General features: G+C 64.6%; 17 protein-coding genes and 1 tRNA gene. 8 read left to right on the forward strand and 10 right to left on the reverse strand.

The window, feature by feature from the left end; translation table 11 throughout:
- Positions 1-18 precede the first annotated feature (18 nt).
- On the forward strand, positions 19-555 hold the full coding sequence (locus UP09_RS16065) for a hypothetical protein (protein WP_044539131.1): 537 nt from the start codon (positions 19-21) through the stop codon (positions 553-555).
- A gap of 300 nt (positions 556-855) precedes the next feature.
- Here the strand turns inward: UP09_RS16065 and UP09_RS16070 are convergent, their stop codons facing one another.
- Positions 856-1,056: a hypothetical protein gene (locus UP09_RS16070; protein ID WP_044539132.1), complete on the reverse strand. Its 201-nt coding sequence runs from the start codon at positions 1,054-1,056 to the stop codon at positions 856-858.
- 169 nt (positions 1,057-1,225) lie between these two features.
- On the opposite strand from UP09_RS16070, the gene UP09_RS37665 reads away from it, so the two are divergent.
- Positions 1,226-1,366: a hypothetical protein gene (locus UP09_RS37665; RefSeq protein WP_156164624.1), complete on the forward strand. Its 141-nt coding sequence runs from the start codon at positions 1,226-1,228 to the stop codon at positions 1,364-1,366.
- Between the two features lie 62 nt (positions 1,367-1,428).
- Here the strand turns inward: UP09_RS37665 and UP09_RS16075 are convergent, their stop codons facing one another.
- Complete coding sequence (locus UP09_RS16075) at positions 1,429-1,800, reverse strand: DUF4118 domain-containing protein (protein ID WP_044539133.1); 372 nt, start codon at positions 1,798-1,800, stop codon at positions 1,429-1,431.
- A 189-nt stretch (positions 1,801-1,989) separates the two neighbouring features.
- Here UP09_RS16075 and UP09_RS16080 point away from each other — a divergent pair, with 189 nt between their 5' ends.
- Both UP09_RS16080 and UP09_RS16085 read left to right on the forward strand, forming a co-directional pair.
- Positions 1,990-2,379, forward strand: a complete 390-nt coding sequence (locus tag UP09_RS16080) for a hypothetical protein (RefSeq protein ID WP_044539134.1) — start codon at positions 1,990-1,992, stop codon at positions 2,377-2,379.
- Positions 2,380-2,530: 151 nt separating this feature from the next.
- Positions 2,531-4,099, forward strand: a complete 1,569-nt coding sequence (locus UP09_RS16085; protein ID WP_044539135.1) for a GMC family oxidoreductase — start codon at positions 2,531-2,533, stop codon at positions 4,097-4,099.
- 9 nt (positions 4,100-4,108) lie between these two features.
- Here the strand turns inward: UP09_RS16085 and UP09_RS16090 are convergent, their stop codons facing one another.
- The 7 genes from UP09_RS16090 to UP09_RS16120 form a co-directional block, all read right to left on the reverse strand.
- Entirely contained in the window at positions 4,109-4,864 is a 756-nt protein-coding gene (locus tag UP09_RS16090; protein WP_156164634.1) for an ABC transporter permease, read from the reverse strand.
- Positions 4,865-4,935: 71 nt separating this feature from the next.
- The gene (locus UP09_RS16095) at positions 4,936-6,198 is read right to left on the reverse strand and encodes an ABC transporter permease (protein WP_044539137.1); all 1,263 of its coding nucleotides are present in this window, start codon (positions 6,196-6,198) and stop codon (positions 4,936-4,938) included.
- A gap of 19 nt (positions 6,199-6,217) precedes the next feature.
- Positions 6,218-7,264, reverse strand: a complete 1,047-nt coding sequence (locus UP09_RS38130; protein WP_044539138.1) for an ABC transporter substrate-binding protein — start codon at positions 7,262-7,264, stop codon at positions 6,218-6,220.
- An 87-nt stretch (positions 7,265-7,351) separates the two neighbouring features.
- On the reverse strand, positions 7,352-8,461 hold the full coding sequence (locus tag UP09_RS38135; RefSeq protein WP_044539139.1) for an ABC transporter ATP-binding protein: 1,110 nt from the start codon (positions 8,459-8,461) through the stop codon (positions 7,352-7,354).
- 231 nt (positions 8,462-8,692) lie between these two features.
- Positions 8,693-8,767 (reverse strand) — tRNA-Val (locus UP09_RS16110).
- 112 nt (positions 8,768-8,879) lie between these two features.
- Complete coding sequence (locus UP09_RS16115) at positions 8,880-10,163, reverse strand: coiled-coil domain-containing protein (RefSeq protein WP_044539140.1); 1,284 nt, start codon at positions 10,161-10,163, stop codon at positions 8,880-8,882.
- A gap of 140 nt (positions 10,164-10,303) precedes the next feature.
- On the reverse strand, positions 10,304-10,909 hold the full coding sequence (locus tag UP09_RS16120) for a DUF1134 domain-containing protein (RefSeq protein ID WP_044539141.1): 606 nt from the start codon (positions 10,907-10,909) through the stop codon (positions 10,304-10,306).
- Between the two features lie 153 nt (positions 10,910-11,062).
- Here UP09_RS16120 and UP09_RS16125 point away from each other — a divergent pair, with 153 nt between their 5' ends.
- Complete coding sequence (locus tag UP09_RS16125; protein WP_044539142.1) at positions 11,063-11,527, forward strand: YHS domain-containing (seleno)protein; 465 nt, start codon at positions 11,063-11,065, stop codon at positions 11,525-11,527.
- Positions 11,528-11,538: 11 nt separating this feature from the next.
- On the opposite strand, the gene cysQ is transcribed toward UP09_RS16125, so the two are convergent.
- Positions 11,539-12,366, reverse strand: a complete 828-nt coding sequence (gene cysQ, locus UP09_RS16130; RefSeq protein WP_044539143.1) for a 3'(2'),5'-bisphosphate nucleotidase CysQ — start codon at positions 12,364-12,366, stop codon at positions 11,539-11,541.
- Between the two features lie 240 nt (positions 12,367-12,606).
- Here cysQ and chpT point away from each other — a divergent pair, with 240 nt between their 5' ends.
- From chpT to UP09_RS16145, 3 genes are all read left to right on the forward strand, one after another.
- Positions 12,607-13,254 carry a histidine phosphotransferase ChpT gene (chpT, locus tag UP09_RS16135; RefSeq protein ID WP_044539144.1) on the forward strand — a complete coding sequence of 216 codons (648 nt, stop codon included), beginning with the start codon at positions 12,607-12,609 and terminating at the stop codon, positions 13,252-13,254.
- A 189-nt stretch (positions 13,255-13,443) separates the two neighbouring features.
- Positions 13,444-16,176 (forward strand): hybrid sensor histidine kinase/response regulator, encoded by a 2,733-nt coding sequence (locus UP09_RS16140; RefSeq protein WP_044539145.1) that lies wholly within the window; start codon positions 13,444-13,446, stop codon positions 16,174-16,176.
- A gap of 12 nt (positions 16,177-16,188) precedes the next feature.
- The coding region (locus tag UP09_RS16145; RefSeq protein WP_044539230.1) for a chemotaxis protein CheW at positions 16,189-16,641 on the forward strand (453 nt) is incomplete at its 3' end.

Genomic DNA, 16,641 nt, shown 5'->3' on the forward strand with positions numbered 1-16,641 from the left:
CTGTCAGTCGGAGATGTCATGCAGACCGAACTGAACAAGGTGATCGCCGCGCTGCAGGAGTTCTACGCGCAGGAGGGTTTCCTGCTGGAACGCGATCTGGGCGAGCGGACACTCACCCACCGTCTCGCGGTCTATGTCGAGCGGCAGTTTTCGGGCTGGCAGGTCGATTGCAACTACGACCGGCTCGGCGAACGCACGTTGCGGCTGCCGCACGGATCTGTTGTCTCGACCGACGACCATCTCGGCAAGTCTGTTTATCCCGACATCGTGGTGCACCAGCGCGATATTCCCAACAATCTGCTCGCCATCGAAGTCCGCAAGGACAGCAACCACCAGCCGGTCGAGCACGATCAACACAAGCTACAGGCGCTGACCGACCCGCATGTCTGGTTCGCCTTCGCCACCGGCGTGCTGGTGACGCTGGGACGCAACAAGGTGAGCTCATCCGAGGTTTATGTCGGCGGCGGCATCGCGCGACCGGCCTCGCTCTGGTTTGCCGAGCGGCTGCGCGTCAGCGGATTGATGGAGACGCGGGACGATGGCGCTCAGCATTAAGGATAATGCGCGCGTCTGCCGTGATAGCCCGTTTGGATCATGCGCCGCCGTCGCCTCCGCGCCACAACTGAAGGCGCGGCAGGGGGAGCAATTAAAGGGGCTGGTGGTCATTTTTCAGAACGATCGAATAGCGGTGAGATCACCGGTTCCGCTTCTCTTTCGCTCCCCCTTCCGCACTTCAATGCAAGAGCCTGTTTTTCAACGGCCCGGCGCTCGCCGGCGACGTCGCGGGCCAGAACCGAAAGAGGCCGCCCAGCGGGCGGCCTGTCGCGTGATCGTCGAACGTTCGACGGCTCTTCTTTATTGCTTGGTCGCCTCGTCGCCGGATTTCGTGCTCGACTTCTTGGCCGCTTTCTTCGCCTTCTTCGGCGCCATCTTGGTCGTATCGCTCTTGGCTGCCGTGTCACTGCTTGGTGCAGCGGGTGCTGCGGCCTTGTCCTGCGCGAATGCGCTGGACGACACAAAGGCGAGGGCAGTGACGGCGAGGATCAGTGTTCGCATCGGATGGTTCTCCCATTTTCTTTCCGGCGCGCCTCAACGGGACAGAATGTCGCAGGTTCCGCTTTCACTGATCAGGTGTCCGTGATCAGCGGGTCGTCGTCAGAACGCGTGGAACCGGGAACTTCGATCGGCGTTGTGCAGATGGGCAGGATTTCCGAGGAGACGCGCCATGCGCTGGCGATCGATGACGGAAACGACCGACGCGATGCTCGACACCGCTCCCGACGACGCCTTCTACGCCGCCGGATGGACCATCAGCGGGGTGGCGACACTCGCCACCATCGTTGCGGTCTGGATGTTCGGGATCTGAGGCAACTCGCCTCTGGAGCGTCCCCGTGCCCTTGGCGGCGGGTCGGCTTCCCGTCGGCGGGTTCACTTCCGCAGAATAATGATCGCTTCGCGATAGAGCTGCGAGAAAGAGATCACGAGCGCGCTCGACAGCAGGAAGGTCGAGATGCTGTCGTAATCGGCTGCGGTCGGCCAGGAGAATTCAAAGTAGGGCGGCATGAATGCCCAGATCACGATCGGGATCGTGATGATGGTGGCGAAAGCCCCGGCAGGCGCGCCGCCGAGCAGGCCCGCAATCAGGATCGCGGGCACGAAGCCTGCGAAATAAAGCTGCATGCCGAAGGTCGCAAACACCTCCTGCATCGCGGTGGTCAATATCACTATCAGCAGCGCCGCAACGAACGTGGACAACGACCACGGCTGCAACCTCAAAATGTAGTCATTGCTCTTGCGCATTCAGTTCCCCCGGCCCCCCGAGTTCCTGGAAGGTAGCCGAGGAGGACCTCAAATAAAAGACCGTAGGACTCCGCGGGTGGGCGCGGATCCAACACGGTCACCGCGCTGCAAAAACGGGCGTCGACGGTCAACTCTCCGCCTTCATTGTCGGCTTATTGCAATGCGGCAGGGTGAGTGTGGGACAAAACAATGCTGGGACTTCTGATCATTGTCATCGTCTTCGGTATCGGGGTCGGTACGGGATATGGCTGGCGCGAGATGATCTCGCGCCGCCGGCGCAGGATCGCGCGCGGCGATCTTCCGCCAGCCCCGTCGCAACCGCGTGAGCCCGCGCCATTGGTTGCCGGTGCGGAGCGCACTGACGCCATCAATCTCGAGCGCCTTCTCGTCGCCGCGAATGACGACTTGTCCGGCCGACGCCGGCAGCAGCCGCACGGCAGGCAGCAGGCCGATCAGAAAGCCAAGCCCGATGAATTCGACGGCGCCGTCCGCGGCCTGCTCGGCGAACTCAACCGGCGCCCATCCGCGCCGTCAGTGACACAGCATCATCACCTCTCCCGTGTGAACCACAATCCGTAGGCCTGGCTCACCTCATCAAGCGATAGTGTCGTCGGAAAAGTCATGTTATCTCAGGTATTTGCGGCCAAATTGGCTCGTAGGTGCCTTGGCTGACCTTGCTACATTACGACCTTCTCCTTGGAACGAGCGCAGGCAGTGGAAGTGACCCGACGTGATTGAACAGGAATACGACACGATCATCATCGGCGGAGGTTCCGCCGGAGCGACGCTGGCGGCGCGATTGAGCGAAGACCCGGCGCATCGCGTGCTGCTGCTCGAGGCCGGGCAAGATCTGCGCACCGCGACGACGCCGGAACACATCCGCATCCCGAACCCGATGCGCGCCATCGGTGATGACGACTTCCGTTGGCCGAAGCTGCTGGCGCGACGCACCGAGCGGCAGCAGCCGCTGCTGCTCTGGCGCGGCCGCGCCATGGGCGGCAGCTCGACAATCAACGGCCAGATCGCGATCCGCGCCGTGCCCGACGACATCGACCGCTGGGTGGAAGCGGGCTGCACGGGATGGTCGTGGGACGAGCTTTTGCCCTATTTCTGCAAGCTCGAGACCGACAAGAATTTCTCCGACGCGCTTTATCACGGCGATCGCGGTCCGATCCCGGTGTATCGCGCGCCGATCCCGGATTGGGGCGATGTCGACCGTGCCTTGCGCGCGTCCGCGCTCGCCCTCGGTTATGGCTGGTGTGAGGATCACAACGCGCCGACCGGCACCGGCGTCTCGCCCTACGCCATCAACAGCGAGGCCGGACTGCGGATCTCCACCAATGACGGCTATCTGGAGCCGGCGCGCGGCCGCGCCAACCTTCACATCGTCGGTCATGCCCTGGTCGACACCATCGCCTTCGAGGGCAACCGGCTGCACGCCAGCGGCGTCCGGGTCCGCGTCAAAGGCCAATCCTATACGCCCCGCGCGACGCAGGAGGTGATCCTCTGCGCCGGCGCCATCCATTCGCCGGCCATCCTGCAACGCTCCGGCATCGGGCCCACAGGCCTGCTGGAGGGGCTCGGTATCCCGGTTCGCGCGGACTTGCCGGTGGGCGAGAACCTGCTCGATCATCCGATCGTGAGCGCACTGCTGCATTTGCGCGACGGCAGCCAGGTGAGCACGCTGATGCACCGGCACACCAATTGCTGCCTGCGCTACTCGTCCGGCCTCGCGGGCGCCGGCGACAACGACATGATCATGATCGCCGGCAATCTCGCCCGCTCGCCGCAATCGATGTCTGATGTCACGCTGGGGCGCATCGCGGTCTCGGTCTATCAGGCCTTCAGCCAAGGCCACGTCCGCATCACCACCGTCAACCCCGAGGTCGATCCTGATGTCGAGGAGCGTATGCTGTCTGATCCCAGCGATCTGGTACGCCTGCGCGACGGCGTCCGCCGCGTCCGCGATATCTGCCTGCAGCCTGCCGTGACCGATATCGCTCACCGCGTCGATTACGGCGCCAGCGGCCGCTCGATGGACGAGCCGTTCAGCGATGCGGAGCTGGATGACTGGCTGTTTGCCGAGTGCAGCGACGCGCAGCACGCGAGCGGGACCTGCCGCATGGGCGCGCCGGACGACGCGCGCTCGGTCGTCGATCCTGAATGCCGGGTGATCGGATGCACGGGGCTGCGCGTGATCGACGCCTCGATCATGCCGGAGGTCCCGCGCGCCAACACCCATTTGACCACGGTCGCCATCGCCGAGCGCATGGCGGATCGGTTGAAGGGCGCGAGGTAAGGACGCCGATCAGGCGCTGTTGCCCTTCAGCCGTTCGTTACGCCGGCGCAAGCCTTCCAGGGTGGCGAGCAGGATGACTGACACCGTGGTCAGGATCACCGCCGCCGCCGTGATGGTCGGGCTGATGTTCTCGCGCATGCCGCTGAACATTTCGCGGGGCAGGGTGCGCTGCTCCGGTCCGGCCATGAACAGCACGATGATCACCTCATCGAAGCTGGTCGCAAAGGCGAACAGCGCGCCCGACGCCAGGCCAGGCAGGATCAGCGGCAGGATCACCCGGCGGAAGGCGTAGAGCGGCGAGGCGCCGAGCGAGGCTGCGGCGCGCGCCAGGTTCATGTCGAAGCTTTGCAGCGTCGCGCTGACCGGGATCACCACAAAGGGCGTCGCCAGCGCGGTGTGGGCCAGGATCAGACCCAAATAGCTGCCGGTCAACCCGATCGGGGCGAAGAAGAAGTACAAGCCGACCGCGGTGATGACACCAGGCACGACCACCGGCGACAGCACGACCGCGAGCACCAGCGGCTTGAACTTGCTCTTCCACTGCGCCAGGCCCAGCGCGGCCAGCGTGCCGAGCACCATGGAGAGCACGGTCGCGGCGACGCCGATGATCATGCTGTTCTTCAGCGACATCATCCAGCGCGGGGAGCCGATGAAGTCCTCGTACCAGCGTAACGAGAGGCCCGGCAGCGGATAGGTCAGGTAGGAGCCGGAGCTGAAGGACAACGGCATGATCGCCAGGATTGGCGCCATCAGGAAGAAGAACACCAGCGTGGAGGCAACGATCGTCGTGGTCCATGCGATGCGCTGGCTGGGCGTGCGGAGGGAAGGGGCGCCGTTCAATTCTTCATGCCTCCCGTGACTTGCTGGCCGGAGACCAGTTTTCCGTAGACGGCGGCCAGCAGCAGGGTGGCGAACAGCAGCACCGCACCCAGCGCCGAGGCCAAGCCCCAATTGACCGTTTCGGTTGTGTAGAGGGCGATGAAGTAGCTGATCATTTGATCGGGGGCGCCGCCGACCAGCGCCGGCGTGATGTAGTAGCCGAGCGCCAGGATGAAGACGAGCAAGCATCCCGCCCCGATGCCCGGCAGCGTCTGCGGCAGGTAGATCCGCAGGAAGGCGGTGACGGGCGACGCACCGAGCGACGCGGCGGCACGCATGTAAGCCGGCGAGATCGCCTTCATGCTGCTGTACAGCGGCAGGATCATGAAGGGCAGCAGAACGTGGGTCATCGCCACAACCACGCCGAAACGGTTGTAGATCAGGCGCAACGGCTCGTCGATGATGCCGAGCCAGCGCAAGCTGTCGTTCACGACCCCCTCTTTCTGCAACAGCACGATCCAGGCGCAGGTCCGGACCAACAGCGACGTCCAGAACGGCAGCAAGACGAAGATCATCAGCAGGTTCGACCGGCCGGGCGGCAGTGCCGCGAGCAGGTAGGCGACCGGGAAGCCCAGGATCAGGCAGAGCACGGTCACACCGAAGCTGATGGTGAAGGTGCGGGCGAACAGGTCGCGGTAGATCGCCTGATCCGGCGGGGCCGCGACGATCGCGCCGTCCACGTTCCTGGTCAAATCGAGCGCCGCCAGCAGGTAGAAGCTGGTTATCGGGCCACTGGCGCCCTTGATCGCCGTCCAGGTGGCGCGTTCGCCCCACGCCGGATTGATCTTGCCCAGCGTCTCCTTGGCCGTGCCCGGCTCCGGCGCGGCCTTCAGGTTGCGCGCGGTGCTGGCCAGGATGGTGCGGAAGCCATTCAGCGCGTAGTTCAGCCGCTTGGATGCGATGGCGATGGTGCCGGCGGCACGCGCGGCCTGGATGTCATCAGCCAGCGCCGCGTAGGCCTTTTCGTCCGGCACGTCCTTGCCGTCCCAGTCGGCCAGCGCCGCCACGGTGTGGGGCAGGACCTTGCCCACCTCCCAGTCGTCGACCGAGCGCCAGAGCATGCCGGCGATCGGACCCAGGAAGGTGAACAGCAGGAACAGAAGCAGCGGCAGGATCAGCGCCAACGCCTTGAACTGGCGCGCCCGCTCCGCCCGTCTCAGGCGCCGCTTGAGCGGCACCCCGGTCGGCGCATCGGTGCCAGTCAGGAACGCTTCCGCCATCGGTTGAGCCCTGCGCGCGCTATTTCGCTGCCCACTTGTTGAAGCGCTCGGTCAGGCGGTCGATGTTTTCAAGCCAGAATATGACGTTAATCTCCACCGCGTTCTTGATGTTATCAGGTGCGGTCGGCAGGTCCTTCAGAACGGCCGGCTGCAGGTGAGCTGCGGCATCCTTGTTTGAGGTACCGTAGGCAATGTTCTCCGACAGCTTGGCCTGGTTCTCGGCCTTGCCGACGAAGTCCAGGAACTTGTAGGCGGCGTCCTTGTTCGGGCTGCCCTTCAGGATGACCCAGCTGTCGATGGTGTAGAGCGCCCCGTTCCACACCATGCCGAAGTTCTTCTTCTCGCTCTTGTTGGCGGCATCGATGCGGCCGTTGTAGACCGACGTCATCGCCACTTCGCCGGACGCGAGCAGCTGCGGCGGCTGGGCACCAGCCTTCCACCAGACAATGTCGTTCTTGATGGTGTCCAGCTTCTTGAAGGCGCGCTCGATGCCCTCGTCGGTGGCCAGCACCTTGTAGACGTCCTTCGGCGCGACGCCGTCGGCGATGAGGGCAATCTCCAGCGTGGTCTTCGGACCCTGGCGCAGGCTGCGCTTGCCCGGATACTTCTTGGTGTCGAAGAAGTCGGCCCAGCTCGTCGGCGCGTCCTTCAGCTTGTCCTTGTCGTAGCCGAGCACGAAATCGTACACGATGGCGCCGATGCCGCAGGGGTCGACTGCCGGCGGCAGATAGGCGGCCTCGCTGCCGATCTTCGAATAATCGATCTTCTCGAACAGGCCTTCCTCGCAGCCAACCGCCAGTTCGTCGCTCTCGACCTGGACCACGTCCCAGGTCGCGGCTCCGCCCTGCACCTTGGCGCGCAGCACGCCGATGCCGCCGTCCCAGGACTCGTCGTTCATCGGGCTGCCGGCCTTCCTGAACGGCTCGAAATAAACCTTCTTCTGGGCATCCTGGTATGCACCGCCCCACGACACGACGGTCAGGTCACGCGCTTGCGCGGCCGTGGCCAGCGCAATGCCGGCGGTGAACGTCGCGGCGAATCCCAGCGCTATCTTCAGCTTCGGCATCGTCTTCGTTCCTTCTTCATGCGAGTTGCATCTTGGAGGCGGATGCGTCCCGGCCCGATCGCTCGGGGGGCCGATTGCAGCGTTCGATCATACGGGATCAAGGGCCAGACAGTCTTCGGGACGGAAGGTGATGGACACGCTTTGGCCATGGCTCAGGCCGCCATGCGCGCCCGGCTGAAGCTTGACCATGAACTCCTCGTTGCCGGCGACCGCGAGCACGGCCAGTGCGTGGTCGCCGAGATAGATGGTGTTATGCACCGTGGCCCGCAGGCGGTTCGGCCCGTCGCTGGCCTCGTCGTCCGTCAGGAGGGAGACCCGCTCCGGCCGCACCGACAGCGACGTGGCGGCGCCTGCGCCTGTCACGTTGACCGCCTGCGCCATCACGAAGCCGCCGGAGGCGAGCGCGACGCGGCAATATCCCTGTTCGATGTTTTCGACGGTGCCGGCCAGCACGTTGTTCTCGCCGACGAAGTTGGCGACGAAGCTGTTCACCGGGTGCTCGTACAGTGTGTTGGGCTTGTCGATCTGCTGCACGATGCCGTCGTTGAACACGGCAATGCGGTCCGACATGGTGAGCGCCTCACTCTGGTCGTGGGTCACGTAGACGACGGTGATGCCCATTGTCTCGTGCAGTTGCTTGATCTCGAGTTGCATTTGCTCCCGCAGGCGCTTGTCCAGGGCGCCGAGCGGCTCATCCATCAGCACGAGCTGCGGGTTGAACACGAGCGCGCGCGCCAGCGCCACGCGCTGCTGCTGGCCGCCGGAGAGCTGCCCGGGCCGCCGGTGTGCCAGGTTTTCCAGCTTGATCATGCGTAGCGCCGTCCGCACGCGCTCCTGCGCTTCCGCCTTGTTGACCTTGCGGACGGACAGCGGGAAGGCGACGTTCTCCTCGATCGTCAGGTGCGGAAACAGGGCGTAGTTCTGGAACACCATGCCGATGTCGCGCTTGTGCGGCGGCGTGTTCTTGATCGGCCGGTCAGCGAGGTAGATCTCGCCATGGGTCGGAACCTCAAAGCCAGCAAGCATCATCAGCGTGGTCGTCTTGCCCGAGCCCGAAGGGCCCAGCAGGGTGACGAACTCGCCCTTTCGGATGTCGAGGTCGAGGTTCTTCACCACGAGGTGTTCGCCGTCGTAGGTCTTCTGAATACCGGCAAAGCGCACCAAAGCCGGCGCTGATGTGACCATGCCGCCGTCCATGGCTTGCTCCTGTCCCGTCGATGAGCTCAAGGTCGGGATTAGCATCAGCGAGGATTTCCAGAAGATGCGGCTTCGACTTTATGACGGTGCACGAGCGCTACGTCCAGCGTTGCACCTTGGACTTTGCACGGAACCGCACGCCAATTCGTGCTGCGTTCGGCCTGAGGTGTTTGATTTCCGGTCGCCACAAAAGCGGCGTGCGAAAGAAGCTATTGATTTGATTGGTATTAATGGTGGACGCACAAGGGATCGAACCTTGGACCTCTCCCGTGTGAAGGGAACGCTCTCCCGCTGAGCTATGCGTCCGGGATTTGACGTGCCAAGGGCCGCTGGTCGGCGGCCGGTCGAAGAAGGCGCTTCGTCAGAGCCCGCGATTTACGAAGTGGCGGGGTGGGGTGTCAAGTCACGAGCGCCGATATCAGGCCCCCTGCTGTCGGGCGCGGGAGGCGTGGGATTGCAGCGCCCGGATCCGCTCGGCCAGGGTGCCGCCACCCTCGGGCGGGCTGGTCGCCGCAGCTGCGCCATTGGCGGGCTTGGCGGCGATCTTGGCCGGCACGGTCGGTTCAGCCGCCAGCATGGCCTCGATCGCCGAATTCGGCCCCTCGAGCTGGATCGCGAGTTTGGCCACTTCGGCGGCGATATCATTGATGCGCTCGCGCAGCAGCGCGTTTTCCATGCGCTCGGTCGCCCAGGAGCTTTCGGCCTGCTGCTGGATCGCGTTGATGTCACGCTGCAGCTTGGCGCGCTCGTCGCTGATGATGCCGAGCTGCTCTTCGGCGGCGGCCTTCTCTTGGCGCAGCTTCTCGAGCGCAGGCGATTTACCACCGCTCGTCGCGGCGATCTCCTCGCGCAGCTCCTTCGCGGCTCGCTCGGCGGTGTCGTTGGCCTGCCTGAGCTGGTTGTTCTCGTATTCACGCTCGGCCAGCAGCTTGCCCTGGGTGGCAAGCCGCGCTTCGAGGTCGTTGACGCGGTTGCCGAGCATCTCGGCTTCCTTGACCTGGACGATGAGCTGGCGGTCGAGATCGGTGACGCGCTGGCTCAGATTTTCGACCCGGCCACGCGCATCGGTCAGGTCGCGCGTCGCGGTTTCCGACTGGCTGCGCTCCTGGGCGAGGCGGGCCTGGGTCGCCGTGAATTCCTTCTCGGCATCGCCGACGCGGCCCTTCAGCTCCTCGATCTGGGTCCGCACCGCGACGAGCTCGACCTGGCGGCTGTCGGCCGTCATGGAGCGGTCGTTGAGTTCGGCGTTGATCTTGCCAAGCTCGGTCCGCTTGTCGGCCAGCGCCTGCTCGGCGGTGCGCAACAGCCCGGTCTTGGCGGCGAACTCTTCCTCGGTGGCGCGAAGCTGCTCCTTGATCGCCTTCTCGCGCGCCTCCAGCGCGAAGATCGCGGCGTTCTTCTCGCCAAGCTCGATCTTCATGCGGTTGATCGCATCGGTCTTCTTGCCGAGCTCGGCGAGCTGGCTCGTGGTCTTGTTCTTGAGCTGGTCGACGTTCATCTCGAGCCGTCGCGCCGACATGGCGAACTCGGCGCGGAGCTGGTCCTTGTCGGCCTGGATCTCGGCCATCGAGAGCGGGGTCGCCGCTTCCATGCGACGCGTCGTCAGCCGTACGGCGCGGTTATGCACCAGCGGCACGATCATCAGGCCGCACAGCATCGAGATCAGGAAACCGATCGCCGCGTACATGATCGGTTCGATCATGAAGGGTTACTCCACCGGAAGAAGGAATTTGTTAATCACAATGCCACGGCGGGCCGGCCCAAGGCCAGCCCATTGCAGCGTTAACCTGAATCGCTGATCGCGCTGTGTCGGCCGAAGCAGATCACTCGCAAAGACGAGGATTAGAACGGATTCCAGGTCGCGCGGGGGGTGTATTTGAGATAGCCGACATTGGCGCCGAGCCGCAAGCCGATACCGGAGCGGATCGGCACTAGCACAATGTTGTTGGCGGTCAGAGCGGTCATGCCGAACCCGCCGACGATATAGGCAGAGCCGTCGATGCCGACGAAGCGCTGATAGATCGCGTTTGTGGAAGGCAAATTGTAGACCAGCGTCATGGTGCGCGCGCCGTCGCCGCCCCAGTCGAAGCCGACCGAGGGTCCCTGCCAGTAGACCCTGAGGTCGCCGGCGTTCTTGGTATAGAGCGTGCCTTCGCCGTAGCGCAGGCCGGCGACAAAGGCGCCGGAGCCTTCCTCGCCCAGCACATAGCCGTTGGGCAGGCCCCATTGGCTGACCGCGCGCTCGATGACCGAGGCCAATCCGCGCGAGACGTTGCCGAAGAACTTGTGTCCGGCGCCGACCAGTTCCTCGGGCCCGTATGTGCTCGGACTCGGTTCACGCTGGGGCGGCGGGTACTGCGGCGGCGCGGGCTGCTGTGCGGACGCCTGTGCGGTCCAGCACATCAGCGCGGCGAACGCGACCGCGGCAAGGCGTGATGCGAAAGTCATAAAGAACCCCTGCTATCGAAATCCGGGCGCTGCCCTTTAACCTGATGCCAACACGCACGGCTCTAGGTTGCGCCCAGTGTCCCCTCGACTCGGATGTTATCGGCACCAACTATGACGGCAGAGCGGCAGGAAAGATACGGTTGGTGCCGCGGAATGGCCTTTTTCGGCCTCTTGGCGGGCATTTTGGCGGCTAGCTGGCCGCCTCTCTCGGTCCAGGCCTCTACAACCGAGCGGGTGGTGACGAACCGATATTCCGGCCTCGCGATCGAGGGGTTCGATCCTGTCGCCTATTTCACGGACGCCGCGGCCTCCCTGGGACGACCGGAATTCGAGGCCGCTGAAAGCGGCGTGGTCTGGCGGTTCCGCAACGAGGGCAACCGCGCCTCGTTCGTTTCCCATCCGGATATCTATGGTCCGCAGTTCGGCGGCTACGATCCGACCGACCTGGTGCGTGGGGTGACCTGCGCGGGCAATCCGCGGTTCTGGGTGGTTGCCGGCAACAGGCTCTATCTCTTCAATCGCGAAAAGAGCCGCGACGCCTTTGCCGCCGACCCGGCGCGCTTCCTGAAGGAAGCGGTGGCGCGCTGGCCGGAACTCGCGGCGAATCTCGCGCAATAAATCGCAACAAATCATGACGCGGCGGCCGGGTCGCCCCAGGCGATAAACTCCGGCACCAGAAAGTCCTCACGGCCCAGCCCGAAATGCAGCTGACGGCCGCGTGAGTCCGTCACCTTGCCGCCGGCCGCGACGACGACCGCATGACCGGCGGCAACGTCCCATTCGGAGGTCGGCGAGAGGCGGGGATAGATATCGACCTGTCCCTCGGCGACCCGGCCGAATTTGACCGCAGAACCCAGCATCGAGCGGATCGCGCCGCCGCGGCCGGCAATGAAGGCTTCGGTGCGCTCGTCGCCGTGCGAGCGGCTGACCGCAACCATCCATGGCGCGCCGCGCGGCGGACACGGGCGAGTCTTGATCGGTGTCGCCTCTGCGACCACGCCGTCACGCAGCCTCAGCCGCTCGGCGCCCTGGCCGACGATGCCGCGCCAGATCAGACCGAGCGCGGGTGCAGCGACGATGCCGAGCAGCGGTGCGCCATGCGTGACCAGCGCCACATTGACCGTGAACTCATCGCGTCCGGCGACGAACTCCTTGGTGCCGTCGAGCGGATCGATCAGGAAAAAACTGTCCTTGTAGGGCGGCTTTGCCAGATGGACGCGCTCCTCGGATAAAAGCGATATCCGCGGCGCCAGCCGCGCGAGGCCTTCGACGATGATGTGGTCGGCGGCCAGATCGGCCTCCGTCACCGGCGAGCCGTCGCCCTTGCCGCCGACTTTCATCGCGGAACGGTCGACCGCGAGGATTGCCTCGCCGGCCCGAATCACCAGTTCGGTCAGCGGTTCGAGCAGCGTGGCGGCGGCATCGCAGTCGATGGTGGGCGATTGTGCCTCATTCATGAGCGGTCTCATATCCTGTTCGTCTCTCCCTGAGATCATGATGCGATGACAAGGCATCGCATCATGATCTCATGTCCTTGTTTGAGCATGATCTTTTCGAAAAACCAGTTTCCACTTTTCCGGATCATGCTTTATCAGTCCCGCCGCAAGCTGGCAGCATGCGTCTGCGCGGTGTATCAAGCCAACAGGCATGCGTGATTCGCACCCCTCCCGCGGCGTGCGGCTTTCCAGGAACAATTTATGTCTGGCACTTCGTCTCCCGGTCCCGCTCCCGATGCGCTCGAACTTGCGGCGCTGTTGTGCTCGCGGGTCTGTCACGATCTCATCAGCCCGGTGGGTGCAATCGTCAATGGGCTTGAGGTCCTTGACGACAATCCCAAGCCTGATGACCGCGAGTTCGCCCTCGACCTGATCCGCAAGAGCGCCAAAACCGCCTCGGCGCGGCTGCAGTTCTGCCGCCTGGCATTCGGCGCGGCTGGTTCCGCCGGCGCGCAGATCGATCTTGGCGACGCGCAGAACATGGCGAAGGGGCATATCGAGGACGGCAAGGTTACGCTGACCTGGAATTTGCCGCGGCTCCTGCTGCCCAAGAATCGCGTCAAGCTGCTGCTGAACATGCTGGTCATCGCGCAGCAGACGATCCCGCGTGGCGGCACGCTCATCATCGATCCGGTCGGCGAGGGCGAGGCCATCAATTTCCGCATCACGGCCGCTGGTCTGAATGCCCGCGTGCCGCAGAACATCGTCGACCTGCTCAGCGCGACTTCGTCCAATTCAGTCGATGCGCATGCGGTGCAGCCGCATTACACGCGGCTGTTGGCGGAAGCCTGCGGCCTCAAGGTGACGCTCACGCTCGAGGGCGACAAGGTGATCATCGCCGCGGCCTGAACGCGGCGGCGGGCAACATCGTTAATCAACGGTTACCACAGGCCGCGCGATCCGATCGCGCGGCCTTATCTCTTTGTTGATCCCGTTCTTTTCCATTTGCTCAACCAATATTAAACGGTTTGCGGAGAAGCTGGCGCGGTTCCGTCAGGCGCTGCGATATCGCGCGCCACCGCGTTCGAGGCCAGTTTCATGGATGATTTGTTGCGGGAGTTCTTGACCGAAACCGGCGAGAGCCTCGACACGGTCGACAACCAGTTGGTTCGGTTCGAGCAGGACCCCAACAACGCGAAGATTCTCGATAATATCTTCCGCCTGGTCCACACCATCAAGGGGACCTGCGGCTTCCTCGGCCTGCCGCGGCTGGAAGCGCTGGCGCATGCCGGCGAGACCCTGATGGGCAAATTCCGCGACGGCATGCCGGTCAAGGCTGAGGCCGTGACGCTGATCCTGTCCTCGATCGACCGCATCAAGGAGATTTTGGCAGGGCTCGAGGCCACCGAGGCCGAGCCTGAAGGCGACGACCGCGATCTGATCGATCAATTGGAAGCCATGGTTGAGCGCGGCATGGCCGCTATGGCTGCTGCTGCAGCTGCTGAAGAAACTCCTGTTGTCGCCGCACCTCCGGTGCAACCGGCGATGCCCGAAGGCACGCTGGTGGTGCAGACCCTGGAGCGCCCGTTGCGCCCCGGCGAGGTCTCGCTCGACGAACTCGAACGCGCCTTCCGCGAGACCGCGCCCGAAGTGGTCGCGCCCGCGCCTGTTGCCAAACCCGCAGCGCCCGTGGTTGCTGCGGTTGCCGCAGCGGAGCCCGCCGAGGTCGCGAAGAAGCCGGCCCGCAAGGCGGCTGCCGCCGAGGGCGACGTCCCGGAAGGCGACAAGATCGCCAACCAGTCGATCCGGGTCAACGTCGACACCCTCGAGCACCTCATGACCATGGTCTCCGAGCTGGTCCTGACCCGCAACCAGCTGCTGGAGATATCAAGGCGCAACGAGGACACCGAGTTCAAGGTGCCGCTGCAGCGGCTGTCGAACGTCACCGCCGAGCTGCAGGAGGGCGTCATGAAGACGCGGATGCAGCCGATTGGTAACGCCTGGCAGAAGCTGCCCCGCATCGTCCGCGATCTCTCCGGCGAACTCGGCAAGCAGATCGAGCTGGAGATGCACGGCGCCGACACCGAGCTCGACCGCCAGGTGCTCGACCTGATCAAGGATCCGTTGACGCACATGGTGCGCAACTCCGCCGACCATGGCCTGGAGACCACGGCCGAGCGGGTCGCCGCCGGCAAGGGCGAGCAGGGCACCATCAGGCTCTCTGCCTATCACGAGGGCGGCCACATCATCATCTGCATCGCCGACAATGGCCGCGGGCTCAACACCGAGCGGATCAAGGCCAAGGCAGTCCAGAACGGTCTCGTCACCGAGGCTGAACTGGACAAGATGACCGAAGCGCAGATCCACAAGTTCATCTTCGCGCCGGGCTTCTCGACCGCAGCCGCCATCACCTCGGTCTCCGGCCGCGGCGTCGGCATGGACGTGGTGCGCACCAATATCGACCAGATCGGCGGCACCATCGACATCAAGAGCGTGGCCGGCGAGGGCGCCTCCGTCACCATCAAGATCCCGCTGACGCTGGCGATCGTCTCGGCCCTGATCGTGGAAGCCGGCGGTGATCGCTTTGCGATCCCCCAATTGGCCGTGGTCGAGCTGGTGCGGGCGCGGGCCAACTCCGAGCACCGCATCGAGCGGATCAAGGACACGGCGGTCCTGCGGCTGCGCAACAAGCTGTTGCCGCTGATCCACCTCAAGAAGCTCTTGAAGATCGACGACGGCGCGACCTCCGATCCCGAGAACGGCTTCATCGTGGTGACGCAGGTCGGCAGCCAGACCTTTGGCATCGTGGTCGACGGCGTGTTCCACACCGAGGAGATCGTGGTCAAGCCGATGTCCACGAAGCTGCGCCACATCGACATGTTCTCCGGCAACACCATCCTGGGCGATGGCGCCGTGATCATGATCATCGACCCCAACGGCATCGCCAAGGCGCTCGGCGCCTCCGGCTCCTCGGCCCATGACATGGCCGACGACAGTGCTTCGGCCCATGCCTCGTCCGGCGAGCAACTGACCTCGCTGCTGGTGTTCCGTGCCGGCTCCAGCCAGCCCAAGGCGGTGCCGCTCGGCCTCGTCACCCGGCTGGAGGAGATCGCAACCGACAAGATCGAGCTCTCGAACGGCCGCTACATGGTGCAGTACCGCGAGCAGCTGATGCCGCTGGTGCAGATGGCCGGCGTCAATGTGCAGACGCAAGGCGCCCAGCCGATCCTGGTGTTCGCCGACGACGGCCGCTCGATGGGGCTGGTGGTCGACGAGATCATCGACATCGTCGAGGAGCGGCTCAACATCGAGGTCGCCGGCTCGCAGGAGGGCATCCTCGGCTCGGCCGTGATCAAGGGCCAGGCCACCGAGGTGATCGACGTCGGCCACTTCCTGCCGATGGCGTTTGCCGACTGGTTCTCGCGCAAGGAGATGCGCCCCTCGGCAAGCTCGCAATCCGTGCTGCTGGTCGATGACAGTGCCTTCTTCCGCAACATGCTGGCGCCGGTGCTGAAGGCTGCCGGTTACAAGGTGCGGACCGCGCCGAACGCGCAGGAGGGGCTTGCCGTGTTGCGTTCGGGGCAGGCCTTCGACGTCGTGCTGACCGACATCGAGATGCCCGAGATGAACGGCTTCGAGTTCGCCGAGAGCATTCGTTCCGACAACAATCTGACCGGGCTGCCGATCATCGCACTGTCGGCGATGGTGTCGCCGGCGGCGATCGAGCGCGGCCGGCAGGCCGGCTTCCACGATTATGTCGCCAAGTTCGACCGTCCCGGCCTGATCGCGGCGCTGAAGGAACAGACCGCCGAACTGCGCCGGGCGGCTTAAGGAACTGTCATGATGACCAGCAAGACCGAGACAAGCGAAGGCGCCATGGTCGAATACGTCACCGCCGTGATCGGCGGGCAGCTGTTCGGGCTGCCGATCTCGCGGGTGCAGGACGTGTTCATGCCGGAGCGGCTGACGCGGGTGCCGCTGTCGTCAGCGGAGATCGCCGGTGTGCTCAATCTGCGCGGCCGCATCGTCACCGTGGTCGACATGCGCGCTCGCCTGGGGCTGCCGAAGGCCGATGACGGCAAGCCGCCGATGGCGGTCGGTGTCGACCTGCGCGGGGAATCCTATGGCCTCCTGATCGACCAGATCGGCGAGGTGCTGCGGCTGCCCGACGACGGCTGCGAGGAAAACCCCGTCAACCTCGATCCCCGCATGGCCAAGCTCGCCGGCGGGGTCCACCGCCTCGATGGCCAGCTCATGGTCGTCCTCGACGTCGATCGCGTACTCGAATTGATGCCC

The organism is Bradyrhizobium sp. LTSP885, from assembly GCF_000938305.1.
Lineage (GTDB): Bacteria > Pseudomonadota > Alphaproteobacteria > Rhizobiales > Xanthobacteraceae > Bradyrhizobium.

Coding starts and splice junctions, on each gene's coding strand:
- UP09_RS16065 (WP_044539131.1), top strand. CDS start 19: ATGCAGACCGAACTGAACAAGGTGATCGCCGCGCTGCAGGAGTTCTAC.
- UP09_RS16070 (WP_044539132.1), bottom strand. CDS start 1,056: ATGCGAACACTGATCCTCGCCGTCACTGCCCTCGCCTTTGTGTCGTCC.
- UP09_RS37665 (WP_156164624.1), top strand. CDS start 1,226: ATGCGCTGGCGATCGATGACGGAAACGACCGACGCGATGCTCGACACC.
- UP09_RS16075 (WP_044539133.1), bottom strand. CDS start 1,800: ATGCGCAAGAGCAATGACTACATTTTGAGGTTGCAGCCGTGGTCGTTG.
- UP09_RS16080 (WP_044539134.1), top strand. CDS start 1,990: ATGCTGGGACTTCTGATCATTGTCATCGTCTTCGGTATCGGGGTCGGT.
- UP09_RS16095 (WP_044539137.1), bottom strand. CDS start 6,198: ATGGCGGAAGCGTTCCTGACTGGCACCGATGCGCCGACCGGGGTGCCG.
- UP09_RS38130 (WP_044539138.1), bottom strand. CDS start 7,264: ATGCCGAAGCTGAAGATAGCGCTGGGATTCGCCGCGACGTTCACCGCC.
- UP09_RS38135 (WP_044539139.1), bottom strand. CDS start 8,461: ATGGACGGCGGCATGGTCACATCAGCGCCGGCTTTGGTGCGCTTTGCC.
- UP09_RS16115 (WP_044539140.1), bottom strand. CDS start 10,163: ATGATCGAACCGATCATGTACGCGGCGATCGGTTTCCTGATCTCGATG.
- UP09_RS16120 (WP_044539141.1), bottom strand. CDS start 10,909: ATGACTTTCGCATCACGCCTTGCCGCGGTCGCGTTCGCCGCGCTGATG.
- UP09_RS16125 (WP_044539142.1), top strand. CDS start 11,063: ATGGCCTTTTTCGGCCTCTTGGCGGGCATTTTGGCGGCTAGCTGGCCG.
- cysQ (WP_044539143.1), bottom strand. CDS start 12,366: ATGAATGAGGCACAATCGCCCACCATCGACTGCGATGCCGCCGCCACG.
- chpT (WP_044539144.1), top strand. CDS start 12,607: ATGTCTGGCACTTCGTCTCCCGGTCCCGCTCCCGATGCGCTCGAACTT.
- UP09_RS16140 (WP_044539145.1), top strand. CDS start 13,444: ATGGATGATTTGTTGCGGGAGTTCTTGACCGAAACCGGCGAGAGCCTC.